A 17,650-nucleotide genomic window follows, 5' to 3' on the forward strand; every position below is an offset into this window, starting at 1 on the left:
GCATCGTGCGCCGGCCCGTGTCTCTTTCCATGGGAGGCGTCAGCAAGGCCGGTGCCTCCTCGACCGGGTCGAGCGAAACGGCCGAGGCACGCATCCGTGAGAAGATCCGTGCGTCGCGTGGCACTGATGGTGGCAAGACAGGTCAGGTGGAGAGCCCGGCACAGACGAGCGGTGAAACGAGCATTGATGCCATTCGCAAAGAGGGCCTCACGGGCAGACAACTTCGCATGGCGCGCCGCGTGGCGCAGAAGAACGGCATCGCCGCGACCTCGGACTTTGAGGCGGTCAAGCTTCTGCGGGAGAAAGGGATTGATCCGTTCAAGACGGCGGGCGCGCTCGAGCTCGTGATCCCGAACACCGCCGACGAAGACACCTCCCTCGTCGACCGCGTGCAGCTCCCACAAACGGTGCCAAACCAGGGCCGCAACGTCCCCACAAGCCCCAATCCGGCAGAGATCCGCGGGCGAGAAATCCGCGCGATCCAGCGGGATATCGCCAAGCGCCGCCAACGCAACATGCTCCTGCTGTTCGCGCGGCTTGCGATCTTCGTGGGACTGCCGACCTTCGCCTTCGGATACTACTTCGCCTTCATGGCAACGCCGATGTACGCGACCAACAGCGCCTTTCTCATTCAGCAAAACGAAAGCAGCACGGGGGCCGGCTCTGGCCTCGGGAGCATGTTCGGCTCCAACCAACTCGCGACCGTGCAGGATTCGATCGCCGTGCAGGGCTATCTCACCTCCCGGGAGGCCATGCTGCGGCTGAACGAGGAACACGGCTTCAAGGCCCATTTTCAGGAGCCGACGCTGGATGGCATCACCCGGCTTCCGCCCGATGCCACCAACGAAGACGCCTACAAGATCTACCAGCGCAACGTGAAGATCGGCTACGACCCGACGGAGGGCATCATCAACATGGAGGTGGTCGCCGCGACGCCAGAGGCAAGCCAGACGTTCTCCAACGCCCTCATCTCCTACGCCGAAGGCCAGGTTTCCGATCTTTCCCTCCGCCTTCGCAACGATCAGATGCGCGGCGCTCGGGAGAGCTTCGCCGATGCCGAGATGAAGCGACAGGAGGCCGCCGAGCGCCTCGTTGCGCTTCAGACCGAGCTCCAGACCGTGGATGCAACGGGTGTCATTGGCGCGGCACAGGCGCGGATCGCGACCTTTGAAACCGAGCTTGAGGACAAGCGCATCGAGCTTCAGGCACAGCTTGCCAATCGGCGGCCAAACCAGGCCCGCGTGGAGGGCCTGCAGGCCGACATCCGGTTTCTGGAGGAAAGCATCGCCTCCCAGAGAGCACGGCTGACGCAGGCGGGCGAAGGAGGAGAGTCCCTCGCCTCCATCCAAGCGCAAATCCAGATTGCACAGATCGACTTCACAACCCGTGACGCGATGCTCCAGCAAGCATTGCAGGCGCTGGAATCAGCGCGCGTCTCGGCCGATCGACAGGTGCGCTACATCGCAATTTCGACGCCACCCACGGCGCCGGATGTGCCGACCTACCCGAAAGTCTTCGAGAACACCGCGCTTGCCTTCCTCATTTTCGCGGGCATCTACCTCATGGTGTCGCTGACCGCCTCGATCCTTCGCGAACAGGTGTCGAGCTGATGAAAACCGTCAACATAGGCCAAGTGTCGGTCTCGAACGACGCGCGGCTGACCATCATTGCCGGCCCATGTCAGCTCGAAAGCCTGGACCACGCGCAGATGATCGCAGGTCAGATGTCGGAGGCCTGCCGCGCCATGGGCGCCGGGTATGTGTTCAAGGCAAGCTACGACAAGGCAAACAGAACATCGCTCTCTGGCAAGCGCGGGCTTGGCATTGATGAGGGCCTCAAGGTCCTTGAAGCGGTGAAGAGCATGGGCATGCCCGTGCTGACCGACATTCATAGCCCCGAGCAATGCGCGCAGGCCGCAGAGATCTGCGATGTGATCCAGATCCCGGCCTTTCTGTCACGCCAGACGGACCTGCTCCTCGCGGCGGGGGAAAGCGGGGCCGGGGTCAACGTCAAGAAGGGGCAATTCATGGCCCCGTGGGACATGCCCAACGTCATCGCCAAGCTCGAGAGCACGGGAAACGAGAAGATCCTGCTGACAGAGCGGGGCGCAAGCTTTGGATACAATGCCTTGGTGGCCGATATGCGGAGCCTGCCGACGATGGCCGCGACGGGCTATCCCGTCATCATGGACGCCACGCATTCCGTCCAACAGCCCGGCGGGCTCGGAGGGTCTTCCGGTGGCGACCGAAGATTTGCGCCCGTGATGGCCAGATCGGCAGTCGCCCTCGGCATCGCCGGGGTCTTCATCGAAACCCACGAGGATCCTGACAGGGCGCCCTCTGACGGGCCCAACATGATCCCCCTCGATGAGATGCCTGCCCTTCTGGCGGTCCTCATGGATCTCGATCGCGTGGCCAAGGCAGACCCAATCAGGCTTTGACCCTGCCGGGCGCGGGAGGCCATGGTGCGGTCGATGCGTGTCCTCTTCTGCTGCCTTTCTCTCCTTCTTGCCGTTCCCGCCCTTGCCCAAGAGGCAGAACCGACCGGGACGATCCTAGCGACCGGTGAAGGCGCCACGGACGCCGATATCGCGGCGCGGCTGCGAGAGATCCTTGCCGAGCTTGGAGGCTATGAGGAGGTCACTGTCGATGTCTCGAGCGGCATCGTAAGCTTTCAAGGCGAAGCCCTGACCGGCGAGGACATCGACCGCCTCGATGCAATTGCCGGGCGGGTCGAAGGCGTCGTTGCGATCGAAAACGCGGTTGCGGAGACAGCCGATGTCGCCCGTCGCTTGAACCCTGTCCTCGAACGGCTCTCTGCGCGCCTCGTGCAGCTCACCACCCTCGCCCCGCTTCTCGGGATCGCGGTTCTGTCTTTCGCTGTCATCGTCCTACTCGGCTTCTTCTTCGCCAGCAGACGCTTCATCGCACGCCTCGCGCCCAACGCGTTCATCACCGACATCTATCGCATGCTCGTGCGCCTTGCCTTCGTGATCGCCGGGCTCGTCGTCGCGCTCGATATTCTTGGCGCGACGGCGCTTCTCTCCACGATCCTCGGCGCCGCGGGCATCATCGGTCTCGCTGTTGGCTTCGCGGTGCGAGACACCGTGGAGAACTTCATCGCCTCGATCATGCTTTCGATCCGGCAGCCCTTTCGGCCCAACGATGCCGTGGAGATCAACGGCGATGAAGGGCTCGTCATACGGCTGACGTCGCGGGCGACCATTCTTCTGAGTTTTGACGGCAATCACATTCGCATTCCGAACGCGACAGTCTTCAAGAGCCGCATCGTGAACTATTCCACCAATCCGGAGCGGCGATTTCTCTTCGAGATTGGGGTCGCACCGGATGCAGATCTCGCAGCGATGCGTCATCTGGCGGAGGACGTCGTGGCCGCCCTGCCATTCTCTCTCGCCGATCCGGCGCCGCTCGTATGGACCGACAGGATCGGGGATGGCGCGATATTCCTCACCGTCACTGGATGGATTGATCAGCGGGAAACCAATCTGCTTCTCGCGAGATCGGAAGCCTTGCGCCGCGTGAAGACGGCGATCGAGGCGACCGGCGTGGAGGTCCCGGACACGACCTACACGGTGACACTGAAAGAACCGGCCAAATCCGTTGGTCCCTTGCCTGATCGCGCCTCCGAAAGCCCCCCTTCGGCAAGCCAGGAAGATGACATCGCGGAGCCGACACCGACCGCGCTTGCAGAGCTCGTTGCCTCAGAACAGCAGGACGAAGAAGCGCCCAACCTCCTGAGCCCCGACGCTGCCAAGGAATGATCTCTCTTTTTGCCATTGCCATCCAACACAGGGCTTGAAACCCAAAGCTCTTCCCCGTATCTCCGCCGTCGCTGTTGGGGTGTAGCCAAGCGGTAAGGCAGCGGTTTTTGGTACCGTGTACCGTAGGTTCGAATCCTACCACCCCAGCCAGCACTTCCCATCGTTTCCGTCGTGAACAGCGCCTCGCGACATGGCTGTGCGCCCCCGTGCGTTCGTTCGCCTCGCGCGACCGCGAAAATCCAGCGCCGGGGCAAAACTTCCCGTGCAAAGACGGGCCTATCCTTTCGTATAGTCAGCTATGCCGAAGCACTGTCGCTGAGCGGACCTTCTCGGCGTAGATCACTGGCCATACTCAGGCGATGGAGGCCTCGATGGACATTCACGTGACGAGCGGAGGGACTCTGTCCGAAGCTTGGCGAGGCCTCGGCGAGGGCCCGCTCCACTTTGTGAGCGTTCATGCGAATTGCACGGTTGAGATCACGATACCGGACGGTCCTGCCCGCCCGGAGCGCGTCCATTGTGCCACGTCCTGCCTCGGCGCCATGACACATGCCGGCAAAACCGATGGCGTGGCAATTTTCGCAATCTCCGATGCTGACGGCGCCTATGGCACCGGCATCTCGAGCTTTGAGGCAGGGCCCCGGCAGGCCGCAGCCGAAGCGACGCGCAGCGCGCTAGCCATGGCCGATCGCGTCGGAGAGAAGCCGGAACTCGTCTGGGTCGCCGCGACGCCCGGCGCGGAGGAAGCTGTCGTCCAAGGCATCGAGGATGTCGTGGGCGCGGATATCGCCATCATCGGCGGCAGCGCGGCGGACAATTCCGTCAGCGGTGACTGGTTCGTCTTCGACGGTATCACGAAGGTTTCTGACGGGGTCATCGTCTCGGTGCTTTTCCCCTCTCGCCCCATCTCGTTCGCCTACCAGAGCGGCTACTCGCCCACATCACATACGGGACGCGTGACGAAGGCAGACGGGCGTGTCCTGAAGGAGATCGACGGTCAACCGGCCATGGATGTCTATGCAGAATGGACCGGTCAGGATGTCACCACGGTCGAAACAGGCGCACCGGCGGAGGCTATCCTCGGCGCAAGTACGCTCTGGCCCTTGGGACGAGAAATCAATCAGGTCGGCCAGGTGCCATTTTATCTGCTTGCTCACCCTGCCGTGGCCCATGACACCGGAGAGATCGAGCTTTTTGCCACCGTCGACGAAGGTGAAGAAGTCACCTGTATGAACGGCACCAAGAAGAGCCTCGTCGAGCGCGCGGGGCGCGTGGCCTCGCTGGCGCGAGAGACTGGCCGCCTTTCGGAAAAGCCCATTGCCGGCGCGCTTATGATCTACTGTGGTGGCTGCATGCTCTCCGTCCAAGATGAGATCGAGGATGTCGTCTCTGGTGTGAATACTGCGCTTGATGGTGCGCCTTTCCTCGGCGCCTTCACATTCGGCGAACAGGGCACCCTACTCCGGGCTGGAAACCGCCATGGAAACCTCATGATTTCCTGCATAGTCTTCGGCTGAACAACTTCGAAGGCTTGCCATGGCCGAAGATGAACGTCTGCGCGAAGCCCTGTTGGAACTGCAGTTCCTACGCGATCGAGAGGCGCGTACCCTGGCAGAAACGCGGACCCTTCTCGAATGCCTGGAAGCCTTCACGAACGCGCCGAATGCTGGCGACGCACTGGCTTCGATCTTCGTCTCCCTAAGTCAGAAACTCGGCGCAGCGCTCACCTTCATCGTGTCCCAAAAGGCAGGAGAAGGCCTCGCCATCGTCGCGAGCGACGCTCCAGAGTATCTCGGGGTAGAGATCTCACCGCCATTCGATCCGTTCAGCAGGCCACGCAACATCTCCGACCTGTCCATGCTCGGGCCTTGGGGAGAGGGGTTTTCCCCGACGGGCTTCAAGGGTCTGATCGTCACGCCGACATCGAACGCGACCGCACTCATGACGTTTCGCGAGGCGCCGTCGAACTTTAGAAAAGACGATCTGAGCCTTGTGGAGCGCCTCTCGGGCCTTGCTGCTCAAGCCCTTCGCAACAGAGAGATTGCCGCGGAAAACGAGCTGCTGGCAGCGACGATCGCGGGCTCATCATCCGGCTTCGCCATTTCGGACGCCACCGACCCGCGACAACCGCTGATCTACGTCAACGATGCCTTCGAGCGGCTTTCCGGTTACAGCGCGGCAGAAGCCCTCGGCGAGAATTGCAGATTTCTGTCTGCCGAACCCGAGGGATCGCCCGAACGCGCGAAGCTCAGAGAGGCCGTGCGGACGAAGACAGGTGGTAAGTTTCTTCTGCGCAATCGCCGAAAGTCAGGCGAGTTGTTCTGGAACGAGCTCACCCTCTCGCCTGTTTTCGACGAGGCCGGGCAGGTGAAGAACCTGGTGGCCACGCAAGCCGACGTGACGGAGCGCGTGGACGCAGCGGCAGAGCGTGACCAAGTGCGCGACAGGATGGAAAGCGCCCTCGCCGAAACGGCGGATGCCTTCCTGGTGCTGGATGCGGATGGCAGCGTTTCTTTTGCAAATCGCGCAGTGGACATCTTCTTTCCCGCGCCGGGCATTTCATGGCACGCAGGCACGTCCTTTGAAGAGAATTGGAAGGCCTTCGTTACGGGAAGTGAGGGGCAGCAAGAGCGCGTCACCGAGATGGTGCGCGGGGGAGATATCCAGCGGCTCAGCAAGGCGAGGACCGGACAGGAAGTCCACTTGCCGACAGGCCGCCGGGTCCTCATCCGTGCCGGTCAATTGGGCGATGGCGGCATGGTGCTCTCGGCAACTGATGTGACGGAGATCAAGGCCGCGCAAAGCCTTCTGTCGCAACGCCTTGCGGCCATCGAAGCCGCGCCGGACGGCATTGCGATCGAGGACCCAGACGGAAAGCTGACGTATCTGAACTCAGTGGGCCTGGCGCATCTTTCGTTTGCGTCCGCCGACGAGGCGCTGGGGCAGAACTGGCGCGACCGATACACCGATGCACCGCAGACGGCGCGGCGCACGGATTTCGACGTGACGCTCACAAGACGCGACGGAGCGCAGGAAAAGACCCATGAGATCATCGGCTCTCCCTTGGAGCAGGGTGGGAACGTCGTCGTCATTCGCGACGTGACCGAAACGCTGGAAATCGAAGCGCGCGAGGAAGAACTCACCCGGGAGCTCTTCCGGCTCCAGCGCCAGGAGGCCATCGCGCAGCTCACCGCGGGCGTGGCCCACGATTTCAACAACCTGCTTTCGGCCATCAACGGCTCGGCGACCCTGATCGGGATGTCCGACGACCTCCCCGAAAACGTCCTGCCGCATCTGGAGAGGATCACCACCGCGGGCGCGCAATCCACGAAGCTTGTCTCGAAGCTGCTCGACGTGGGAGCCGACAGCGGCGCGGAAGGCGCATTCGAACTTGCATCTGTCCTGTCAGATCTCCCGTCGCTGGTCGGGGCGAGCCTTCCATCTTCGGTGAATCTGACGATTTCAGACGACGTGCAAGCCGTGGCGATGCGCGGCGATCCAGGCACGCTGAGCCAAATCCTGATCAATCTCATCTTGAACGCGCGCGATGCCTTTGAGGGAGGCTCGGGCGCGATCAGGCTCAGCGCGGATACGATCAGCTGTCTCGCGGACGAAGCGCTCCAAGTGGGCGGCATGAAAGCCGGGCGGGACTACGTGAAACTGACGGTCAGCGATGACGGAAGCGGGATGACTGCCGAGACCGCAGCGAGCGTCTTCAATCCGTATTTCACCACGAAGGGGCGGCAAGGGACGGGTCTCGGCTTGGCGACGGCAGCGCTCCGGGTCCGCTCATTGGGCGGCGGGATCGACGTAGAAACGGCCTTCGGAGAGGGTACACGCGTCACACTCTATTGGCCGCAAGCCAAAATCGGCATGGAGGCGCCCGATCTCACGGGCGCGGAGGCGGCGGACCTGAGCGGGATGACGGTCCTCGTCGTCGACGATGATCCGACCGTGAGCGCAGTGTTGAGCTCCTTCCTCGAAGCGCTGGGAGCAGAGGTCGCCTGTTGCGAGGATCCGCGAGATGCCGCCGAAGCCGTGGCGGAGGATCCTCTGAGTTGGTCGGCGATGATCACCGACTACGACATGCCTCACATGAACGGCGGCGCGCTCGTCGCAAAGCTTCGTCCCGCTGCACCCGATCTTCCCGTGTTTGTCGTGACCGCCCTGGCCAAGAGGCTCTCAGACCCGCGCCTCGGACCTGACCAGGTCAACGGTGTTTTCGCCAAGCCCATCGACCTCATCCAACTCTCGCAGGCCCTAGCAGCGCTTCCTGCCACCCGTTAGGATTGTATCCATGAGATTGCTCCTTGCCGATGACCACGACCTCGTTCTCGAAACGCTGGGCGCGTTCTTGACCGCGCAGGGTGAATTCGAGGTCGAGACCTGCGGCTCGCTCGAAGAAGCCTGTGAAAAGATCGGCAATGATACGGCCTATGATCTCGTTCTTCTCGACTATTCCATGCCCGGCATGGACGGGCTCGCGGGGCTTGAGAAGGCAATTCAGGCGTCCTTCGGGAGACCGGTGGCGATCATGTCGGGAACGGCGACCAAGGCCGTAGCGCAAGACGCAATCGACAAGGGTGCGATCGGCTTCTTGCCGAAAACCATGGCTGCCAAATCGTTGGTGAATGCGGTGCGCTTCATGGCCATGGGCGAGACCTACGTCCCCTTGGATTTTCTGAACGCGGAAGAGGCCACGCCTGAAAAACCGCCGCTCGCAAAACTCCTCTCGGAGAGAGAGCAGCAGGTCTTGGGAGGGCTCTGCCGAGGGCTATCCAACAAGGAACTCGCGCGAGAGCTCGATCTGCAGGAAGTAACGATCAAGCTCCACGTGAAGACGTTGTGCCGGAAACTCGACGCCAAGAACCGAACGCATGCGGCCATGATCGGAAAAGAGGCGGGCCTATTCTAAGCCCGCCTCAGGGGGTCGATCCTGGCGCAGGCGCCAAGCAGTCTCACGCGGGTGTCAGAACAGGAACCCGTCACAGATCTCCGCGTAGAAGGCCTGCCCGTCGTCTTCGCCTCGGCTGGCAAAGCCCAGTTCACAGCCTCCAAGATCAACCGTCACCGAGCCGTCGGTCTCGAGGGTGACGTGATGCTTGAGCCAAGCGTCAGCGGTGGTCCCCTCCAGGACTTGCAAGGCGCGGAAGTCGATTGTGTCGGCCTCGGTGGCATCGTTGCGGAAGTCGAGGATGAGGTCCCTGCCTTCGTCCATGTCTTCCTTGCGGAAGACGAAGCGGTCGCTTCCTACGCCGCCGCGTGCGATGTCGTCGCCCGCACCGAGATAGAGGCGGTCGTTGCCCGCGCCCCCATCGAGGAGGTCGTCGCCAGAGGCACCGTTGAGGAAGTCCTTGCCATCGCCGCCGGAAAGCTCGTCGTCGTTGGAGCCTCCGTTGAGCGTGTCGTTCCCCGCCCCGCCGTCGAGCGTGTCGCTTCCCTTGTCGCCGCGGAGCACATCGTCACCGGTGCCTCCGGTAAGCGCGTCGTCTCCGCTTTGACCTTTGAGGAGGTCGGCCCCCTCGCCACCGGCGAGGTTGTCGTTCCCCGATCCGCCCTGAAGCTTGTCGTCCCCCTCGCCGCCTTGCAGATGATCGTCGCCACTATGGCCGCGAAGACTGTCAGCACCGCCTCCTCCTGAAAGCGCGTCATCGCCGGAGCCGCCGTTGAGACTGTCCTCACCGTCGCCGCCAAAGAGCTTGTCGGCCCCGCTGCCACCTTTCAGAAGGTCATTTCCGGTCCCGCCATCGAGGCTGTCGGAGCCGGACCCACCTTTCAGCTGGTCGTGTCCCTGCCCGCCTTCCAGGCGATCATGGCCGGCTGACCCCGACATGATGTCATCGCCTGCGCCGCCGAGAAGAACGTCGTCATCTTCTTCAAGGAGGTTGCCGTTCTGGTCGAACCTGCGCCCGTCCTCGTCGTAAAACGAGATGATGTCGGGCCTCTCATTGCTGGGTGCCGCGCCGCCATTGATGATGTCGTCTCCGGTACCACCGTCGATGGTATCTCCTGCGGAGCTGCCGTTGAGTTGATCGCTGCCTTGGTTTCCGAGGATCTCGTCGCTTCCGGCATTGCCATCGACCGTGTCATCAAAGCTCGATGCACCTGACGGATCTTCGATCATTTCGATCCCACGAATGAGGATACTGGAATCGAGATCGAGCGCTTGAAACGGATCGAGGGCACGCGGATCCGCAGCGCCGTCGTTCGAAGAGGCCCGCGGGGCATCCGCCACGAGAACGAGGAACGTCTCACCCGTCACCGGATCGGTATCGACCCGATAGAAGCCGCCGGAGGACCCGGTGCTGTCGTCCATGTCATGGTCGCCAGAATTGCCACCGACATAGAGCGTGCCGTTGGCATCGATGATCGCCGCACCGAACGTGACGGCTGGCAAGCCCTCGTGCAAAACGCCGTCGATGACTGTTCCGGTGACCGGCACGAGAGAGAATTCAGGCGCATCCCCGGAGACATCGACGGTAATCAACGTCCCTTCGCCGCCTTCTTTCTGCGGACGAACCACGCCGCTGAACGTCTGGGTGGCAGCGTCATACGCCACGTCCCACACGCGTGCGGAGATGAGCTCGTCCGGCAGATTGAAGCGTTCGACGACCGGGTTCCCGTCTTCGTCTCGCTCGGAGACGTCAACGCGCATGAAGTAATCCATGTCGGCTTCGAAGGCCCAGAGGTTCCCCTTGTCGTCGAAATCGCCTGTCCATGAGCGGTACGGGGTCTCGCCCATGCGGTAGCTCAATCCGTCGGCGTCGATCATGACGAGATCACGCTCGGCGATCGCATTGCCCAGCGCATCAAACCCCTTCTTCACGGCGATGCCGTAGATAAGGTCGTCTTCCACGTTGAAGCCGATCGCATTGACCGTGACCGTCGCCTTGGCCCCGGCCTGTTCGTAGCTCTGCGTCTCGGGGTCGAAGACCACGAGCGTGCCGTTCAGCACCTGATAGAGGTTGGGCTGCCCCTCCGCGAAAGCCGCGACGGAGACCTCCTCTCCGCCGATCTCCACGGTCTTTTCGTAGGAGAAGATGGGGCCGCTCGTATCGATCTCGCTTTTCCCCTGCGGCTCGACAGACCGGAATGTGAGCGCGCCTGCTTCTCCGGTGCCGGTGAAGCTCACCGTGATCGGCTCGAACAGACCGCTCTCGGCCTCGTAGCGCCCGAGGCTCTCGCCATTCCAGAGGATTTCGACGCCGCCTTGAACGACACCGGCGCCGAGATTGGCCGCGACCTCGAAGGTGAGTTGGTATTCGGCGCCCTTTGTCGTCGTGACGACTTGCGACATCTCGTTGTGGCCGCCAGGCAGCTCGCTGACCTGCCACTGGCTCGTGTCGGCGTAGCCCGCGAAGCTCATTTTCCCTTCCGTCTCCGCGAGAAGGTTGTCGGCGTAGTCACCAAAGATGACGTCTTTGCCGGCCGCGCCTTCAATGTTGTCGTCGCCGCCCCGACCGACGATCAAGTCGTCGCCGGGGAGGCCTGTGATCTCTTCGCTGAGATCGGTTCCTGTGATCCTGTCCATGAAGGTGCTCCTAATTGTGGGTCACATCACCAGCCGATGCCGTGGTAGTCGGCGGAGGCTGGCAATTCCGGGAAGGCGCGGACGACGTCGATCACAGGCGTGCCTGCATCGAGTGCAGCACGCGCGATGTTTGCGTAGGTCGTATTCGCCTGGGTCACGATGACGGCATCGACGCCGAGGCAGGCACCCCACCCATCGTCTGCGATCAGCTTGCCGAGATCCTGCGCGAGGGCGGCGAGGCCGGGGGCACCGTGCTTCACATAGCCGAGCTGCCCCTCGATATTCGTGCGGCGCGTGACCGCCGGATCATGGGCTTTGACCTCGACACCCTCGTCGCGGAGCGCGGCGATGAGCTCGAGCGCCGGGCTTTCTCGGAGATCGTCGGTGCCGGGCTTAAAAGCCAGTCCGAGCACGGCGACGCGCTTTGCACCGCGCTCCATTACGAGGCGAACAGCCTCCTCGATCTGCACTCGGTTCGAGACCCCGAGGTGCTCGATCATCGGCAGTGAAACGCCTGCCTTTTCAGCGATATGCGCAAAAGCACGGACCTCTTTCGGCAGGCACGAGCCGCCGTAGGCGAAGCCCGGCTTCAGATAGTACGGAGAGAGATTGAGCTTCTGATCTTGGCAGAAGACCTCCATCACCTCGTGGCTGTCGACGCCCTGGCTCTTGGCAAGTCGCCCAACTTCGTTGGCAAAGCATACCTTTGTCGCGTGCCAGACGTTGTCGACGTACTTCACCATCTCGGCGGTTTCGATCGAAGTGACGATCGGAGCCGCGTCCACGGGCGCATAGATGTCGCGCATGATCGCGCCGGTGCGTTCGCAGGTTGCACCGATGACGGTCTTGGGCGGCGCGTAAAAGTCATCGACGGCCACGCCTTCGCGCAGAAACTCTGGATTGAACGCCACGCCGAAATCGAGACCGAGCGTCTTGCCGCTCACCTCTTCGATGATGGGGGTCATGACGCGCATGGTCGTGCCCGGCGGAATGGAGCAGCGCATGACGAAGACGTGGAAATCGGACTTCTGCGCGAGCCCCTCGGCCATGCTGCGGGCGGCGGCTTCGATGAAACGGTAGTCGCAGCCGCCATCGGCGGCGGTGGGCGTCCCAACGGAGACAAAGGTCACATCCGTGTCGCGGACTGCTTGGGCAAGGTCATCGGTTGCGGTGACGAGGTCCGCTTCGACGCCTTCCGCGAGGAGGCGGCCAAGATCCTTCTCGTGGATCGGGGACCGTCCCGCCGCAATGTCAGCCACTTTCTCGCGGTCGATATCCACGCCCACGACGCGGTGACCGAGGCTTGCAAGGCACGCGGTGGAAACGGCCCCGACATAGCCAAGGCCAACGATGGAGATGGCGGGCTTTTCGATGGAATTGAAGAGGCCGGCGGGCAGTGCCGTGGCCGTATTGATGGGGCTCAGATCGAGCATGGTTTCAGTCCTTCCAGCAGGGTTTGACTTCGCTGGAGGCTGTCTACGGCACTGAAATCACTTATTTTATCGTGCGAAAGGCTAAGCGATCGCTCGGACGAGAATTCTGCAATACCAAAGGATAGTCGGGCAAAGACCCTCGTTGCCGGAAATGAAAAGACCCCGCGACAAGCGCGGGGTCGAAGAGAGCTTTCAAGCGGTTTTTGAGTGGAGGCCTAGGCCGCCTGTGCAGCTCCTTCAGGGGCGCGAGCATAGACATCTTCGTACCGGATGATGTCATCCTCCCCGAGATAGGGACCGCTCTGAACTTCGATGAGCGTGAGAGGGACTTTGCCCTTGTTCTCGAGGCGGTGGATTGCGCCAAGTGGGATGTAGACGGATTGGTTCTCTGCGAGGTTGCGGACGTCGGTGTCGACGGTGACGGTGGCCGTTCCCTCGACCACGACCCAGTGCTCGGAGCGATGGAGATGGGACTGCAGCGAAAGCTGCCCGCCCGGCTTCACCATGATACGCTTCACCTGGAAGCGGTCACCGAGGGAGAGGGTCTCGTAGTGGCCCCAGGGGCGGTGGCACTGCTGGAAGCCGGTGGCCTGCGGCGCGGCCTGCACCTTGAGCTCAGCCACCACGTCTTTGACACGTTCGCTCTCATCCAGATTGGCGACGAGGATCGCATCGCCCGTGGCGATGGCGGCAATGTTCTCGAGCCCGAGGCCGACAATGCGGGTGCCTTCGCGATCAGAGCGCAGGAGCGAGCCTTTGCATCCGATCTGCATGGCCGAACCGCTCAGGGCGTTTCCATCTTCATCATGGTCGTCAGCTCCAAGGACGGCGCGCCAGGAACCGAGATCAGACCAGCCGCAATCGACGGGCACGACGGTCAGACAGTCCGCCGCTTCCATGATCGCATAATCGATGGAGATGTCTTCACAGCGACCATAGGCATCCTCTCCGAGACGGAAGAAGCACAGATCCTCGGCACCTGTGGCCAGTGCTGCTCGGCAGGGCATCACGAGGCGCGGTGCGAGGACCTCGAACGCTTCGATGATGGACCCCACGCGGAACATGAAGATCCCGGCATTCCAAAGAAAATTGCCTTCCTCGAGCATCTCCTCTGCGCGCCCTTTCGCGGGCTTTTCCACGAAGCTCTTGAGGCGCTGCGGCGTGGCCGCCTCCGGCTCTTTCGATGTCTCGAGGTACCCGTAACCCGTCTCTGCGGACGTGGGCGTGATACCGAAGGTGACGAGCTCGCCCTGCGCGGCCGACGCCGCACCCTGCTCCATGGCTGCAGCAAATGCGGCCTCGTCCGTGATACGGTGGTCCGACGGAGCCACCAGCAGCATGGCGTCTGGGGTCGCTTCATGATGGAGCGCTGCCGCGAGGATAGCGGGTGCGGTGTTGCGCCCCATGGGCTCGAGAAGGATCGCACCGGCATCGATACCGGCGGCCTCCATCTGCTCGGCCGTGATGAAGCGGTAGTCCGTTCCAGTCACGATCGTCGGCGCAGCAAAGCCCTCGCCCGAAAACCGCCGCAGCGTCGATTGAAAGAGGCTCTCGCCTCCGACGATATCGGTGAACTGCTTAGGAAAGGATTTGCGCGAGGCGGGCCAAAGGCGCGTGCCGGAACCGCCAGCGAGGATAACGGGGATGATCATGTGTCTTGCTCCAAGTGATGTGCTTTGAAGCTCTGTTAAGCGGTTCTGGGCGCTCGATCTTCTGGCCGGGAGGAGAGGATGGACGCCCAAAAGCGTGGGTGACTGCTCAAAAGGATAGTGCAGCGCCGCACGTCAGAACGGCGCGGGGATCGCTCCGATGTATACCGAGAGGACAGCAATGAATGCTCCGACGGCCACAGCAAGCTGGGCCTTGGCGGTACCGTTCTGGAGGTTTGCTTTCCAACCGGCTCCGCCGCCGGAAGACTGGTTGCCCCGGTTGGACCATTTCTGCTTCGAGAGATGAAAGATCATGAAGATCTTCACCGACGCGTTGATGACCTGGTTGAGGTAGAGAATGAACGGCCAGCTGAGGTCCACCCGACGGGAATAGCTGTAGAGAAATGTGCAGAGGACGACGCGGCTGAAAAGCACCCAGATGAGGCAGGACCAAAGATAAAGCGGGTCCACCATCGCGGCGAGGAGCGCAAGCGTCGGCGAGACCATCATCGTCCACATGGCGATGCGCTGATCGACGACACACCACCAGATGAAAGGCTTCACCTGCCGGGGACCAAGGGCTATGGCGCGGGATCCGTTGCGCAGCATGTTCCCCGACCAGCGCCGGAAGTTCTGCACCATCCGCTCCAGCCCGTTCTCCTTGATTACCTCGATCGTGTAGACGGTGGCGTCTGGCACGTAAGTCATCTTCGCGCCCTTGGTGAGCATGTAGTACCAGGTGCTCTTGTCGTCGCCCGACAGGAACCGGAAGCGGCCCCAGAGCCAGTGGTCGAGATGGTCGGCCTCGATCGTGCGGATGAAGCGCTCGGACAGCATGTGCTGCGCGCGAAAGACCGACATGCGCCCTGTGAGCGTGAGCACTTTGCCCGACATCGCGTGGGACTGCATGGCCAGCCGCCGTTGCGCAAAGCGCATGTCGAGCCAGTTCGCGATCCATCTGGGCCCGTAGCAGATGACCTCTTCATCGGTTGTCAGGGCTTGCAGCTCGGGATCGGCGCCAAACATGGAAAGCGTTTTCTCGAGGACGTCGTTTCCATAGAGCGCGTCCCCATCCATGAAGATGACAAGATCATCCTTGTCGACACCGTTCCGGTTGATCGCCCGGAGGATCATCCCGATGGCCATCCGCTTACCCGGCTGGTTCTGTCGCAAGAATACCAATTCAGCGAGATCATCGGGGATGTCTTGGGCGTGGGTCTCCACAAAGGACCGGATGATGAGCTCGTCGTAGCTCGAGCCCGTGCCGATATAGATCGTCGTCGGGATCTTCTCCCGCCGGATCTGAGCGAGAATAGAGCCGATGACACGCTTCGTGATCGCGGGCTCTTCGTAGTACGTCGTCATCTGGATGTGCAGGCGTCTGGGCCGCCAGCCGCTTTGCCAAACAGCGTCTGCCGCGGCGCGCATGCGGGGCCACCTCATGCGCCGGTAAATCTCGGCACGAACAGCATGGGTGAACCACCAGCCAAAGCGCCAGATCCCAAGGGATCCGAGCACCAGCGTCACATGGAACGTATCCGGTTGAAAGAAACGGTTCTGCGTGTGGGTGAGGAGCCACAGCAGACAACCAGCGATGAGTGCGAGCACAATGAGCTGGGGCGCGCTCCATTTGCGGATGCCCCGCTTCACAGGCGCGCGAAGGGCACGCAGCCGGGTCGTCAGATCCTTGTCAAAGGCGTATTCGGTTTCTGGGGCGTGCATCATCGACCCACGCGGGCACGAAGCTCTTCGGCCCGCCGTGCCAGTGTCTGTGCCCAACCACGCTGCGCTTTGAGTGAGACGGGTGCCAGATGCGGAAGGCTTTCACGCGTCTGCGCGCGGGTCAGATCGGGAAAGCGCACGCTCACCAGCATGCCGAAGTCGGGAGACAGGTCCGGGTCGATCCCCGCGGCGATCTCGCTGACCTCGCCGCGGATGGTCTTCGGACCATCGCGGCTCGCGACCTCCGCGGTCACGACCATGCCCGGATACACTGCCACGGCCATCGAGGGATCAAGCCAACCCCGTGCCGTGCGCGCCTCGTCGGTCTCGAGAACGAGGGCAATCTCGCCTTGGCCGAGAAGCTGCCCCTCAAGAACGTGCAGCTCGGTGACCGTCCCATTCCTGTGCGCCACCACATGAAGCGCATCGGAAGCGACGCGTAGCTGACCCCTCTCCCGGCGGAGGCGTCGGAGCTCATCATCCAGGGTGTCCACTTGCAGGAGGACCGCCTCGTGCGCCTCGAACAGGTCGCGATATGCGGGTGCAAAGCGCGCGTCGAATGCTTCAAGGAGGCGTTCAACTGACGGAAAGGAGGGCTGAAGCGCCGCTACGATCTGAGTGCGGATACCATCCAATCGGGCTGCCAAGCGGGCTTCCGTCTCCATCGCCTTTTCAAGACGCGTCTCGATGAGCTCGATCCGGCTTCGCACTTCCTCGAGCGCTGCCTCACCTTCGGGATCCGTCAGTCGAATGAGCATGTCACCCTGCTCGACCTGGGACCCCGGGGCAACGAGCACCTCTTTTACGAAGCCGCGGTCCGCCGCACTGTGCGGGAGCATCTCAGCTTCGATCCGCGCGTTCTCGATCTGAACAGTTGCCAGCTTTCCCCAAATGCCGGAGCCCAGGGTGTAGAAGACGAGCGCGCCCATGCAGAGGTAAAGGATGATGGAGAAGACCGCGCGAAGGCTCCGCGGAGATTTGCCCGCGGTCGCCACGGCTTTTTCTTCCTCGGTCTCCTCCATGGGAACGAGATCGACTGGTGTGTCGAGACTGGTGATGACTTCCTCTGTTGACGCCATCTTCCCGGAAAGGATCGACCGGTAGAAAACGGCAAGAGTTTCGCGCTGGCGCCCGGTCAGCCCGTCAAATGCGAGGAAGCGATCGCGACCATCTCGCTTCAGCTTGATGGGAAATCGAATATCCACGCCCTGAAACGGGATAGAGAGGATCGCTTCCTTTGGAAGCACATCGCTCTCATTCGGGAATTCGAAACCCTGAAGCGACCAATCCGTGATCGTCAGCCGCTCGCCCGTACTGAGTTCTAAGCCCAGGGGCGCGCGCACCTGAAACGACAGGTCGGACATAGGACGTTCATGGCGGATCTTCACGAACCGATCTCCAGTGGTTTCGCCCCTTCCTACATCCATGCAGCGAAGCCGATACGCCCGCAGGCGTATAGGGCTCGTCTCGAAAGTATAGGCGCGACCAATAAGGATATAACGCGCTGTTTTTGCTTACTTTATCTCCCTTCGAG

At 62.1% G+C, this 17,650-nt stretch carries 11 protein-coding genes and 1 tRNA gene; 7 read left to right on the plus strand and 5 right to left on the minus strand.

What is annotated here, in order from left to right:
* Positions 1 to 29 precede the first annotated feature (29 nt).
* The 7 genes from AAFM92_09385 to AAFM92_09415 all read left to right on the plus strand — a co-directional run bounded on the left by AAFM92_09385 (position 30) and on the right by AAFM92_09415 (position 8,696).
* A complete protein-coding gene (locus tag AAFM92_09385; GenBank protein MEL7300581.1) occupies positions 30 to 1,610 on the plus strand; it encodes a capsule biosynthesis protein in 1,581 nt (526 codons plus the stop codon).
* Complete coding sequence (kdsA, locus tag AAFM92_09390) at positions 1,610 to 2,440, plus strand: 3-deoxy-8-phosphooctulonate synthase (GenBank protein MEL7300582.1); 831 nt, start codon at positions 1,610 to 1,612, stop codon at positions 2,438 to 2,440. Before AAFM92_09385 ends, kdsA begins: the two co-directional genes overlap by 1 nt.
* Positions 2,441 to 2,473: 33 nt before the next feature.
* A complete protein-coding gene (locus AAFM92_09395; protein ID MEL7300583.1) occupies positions 2,474 to 3,781 on the plus strand; it encodes a mechanosensitive ion channel family protein in 1,308 nt (435 codons plus the stop codon).
* A 75-nt stretch (positions 3,782 to 3,856) separates the two neighbouring features.
* Positions 3,857 to 3,931, plus strand: a tRNA-Gln gene (locus AAFM92_09400).
* Between the two features lie 392 nt (positions 3,932 to 4,323).
* Positions 4,324 to 5,298, plus strand: coding sequence for an FIST N-terminal domain-containing protein (locus tag AAFM92_09405; protein ID MEL7300584.1), 975 nt, complete (start codon positions 4,324 to 4,326; stop codon positions 5,296 to 5,298).
* A 19-nt stretch (positions 5,299 to 5,317) separates the two neighbouring features.
* Positions 5,318 to 8,068 carry a PAS domain-containing protein gene (locus AAFM92_09410; protein MEL7300585.1) on the plus strand — a complete coding sequence of 917 codons (2,751 nt, stop codon included), beginning with the start codon at positions 5,318 to 5,320 and terminating at the stop codon, positions 8,066 to 8,068.
* 10 nt (positions 8,069 to 8,078) lie between these two features.
* Positions 8,079 to 8,696 carry a response regulator transcription factor gene (locus AAFM92_09415; GenBank protein MEL7300586.1) on the plus strand — a complete coding sequence of 206 codons (618 nt, stop codon included), beginning with the start codon at positions 8,079 to 8,081 and terminating at the stop codon, positions 8,694 to 8,696.
* Between the two features lie 54 nt (positions 8,697 to 8,750).
* On the opposite strand, the gene AAFM92_09420 is transcribed toward AAFM92_09415, so the two are convergent.
* The 5 genes from AAFM92_09420 to AAFM92_09440 form a co-directional block, all read right to left on the minus strand.
* Positions 8,751 to 11,312: a calcium-binding protein gene (locus AAFM92_09420; GenBank protein MEL7300587.1), complete on the minus strand. Its 2,562-nt coding sequence runs from the start codon at positions 11,310 to 11,312 to the stop codon at positions 8,751 to 8,753.
* A gap of 26 nt (positions 11,313 to 11,338) precedes the next feature.
* Positions 11,339 to 12,745, minus strand: coding sequence for a UDP-glucose/GDP-mannose dehydrogenase family protein (locus AAFM92_09425; GenBank protein ID MEL7300588.1), 1,407 nt, complete (start codon positions 12,743 to 12,745; stop codon positions 11,339 to 11,341).
* Between the two features lie 215 nt (positions 12,746 to 12,960).
* Positions 12,961 to 14,397, minus strand: coding sequence for a mannose-1-phosphate guanylyltransferase/mannose-6-phosphate isomerase (locus tag AAFM92_09430; protein MEL7300589.1), 1,437 nt, complete (start codon positions 14,395 to 14,397; stop codon positions 12,961 to 12,963).
* 132 nt (positions 14,398 to 14,529) lie between these two features.
* Positions 14,530 to 16,116, minus strand: coding sequence for a glycosyltransferase (locus AAFM92_09435; GenBank protein ID MEL7300590.1), 1,587 nt, complete (start codon positions 16,114 to 16,116; stop codon positions 14,530 to 14,532).
* Entirely contained in the window at positions 16,116 to 17,480 is a 1,365-nt protein-coding gene (locus tag AAFM92_09440; protein MEL7300591.1) for an HlyD family efflux transporter periplasmic adaptor subunit, read from the minus strand. The genes AAFM92_09435 and AAFM92_09440 overlap by 1 nt, the downstream gene beginning before the upstream one ends.
* Between the last annotated feature and the right edge of the window lie 170 nt (positions 17,481 to 17,650).

The sequence above is a fragment of the Pseudomonadota bacterium genome (assembly GCA_038533575.1).
In the GTDB taxonomy this organism is placed as follows: domain Bacteria; phylum Pseudomonadota; class Alphaproteobacteria; order Rhodobacterales; family Rhodobacteraceae; genus Shimia_B.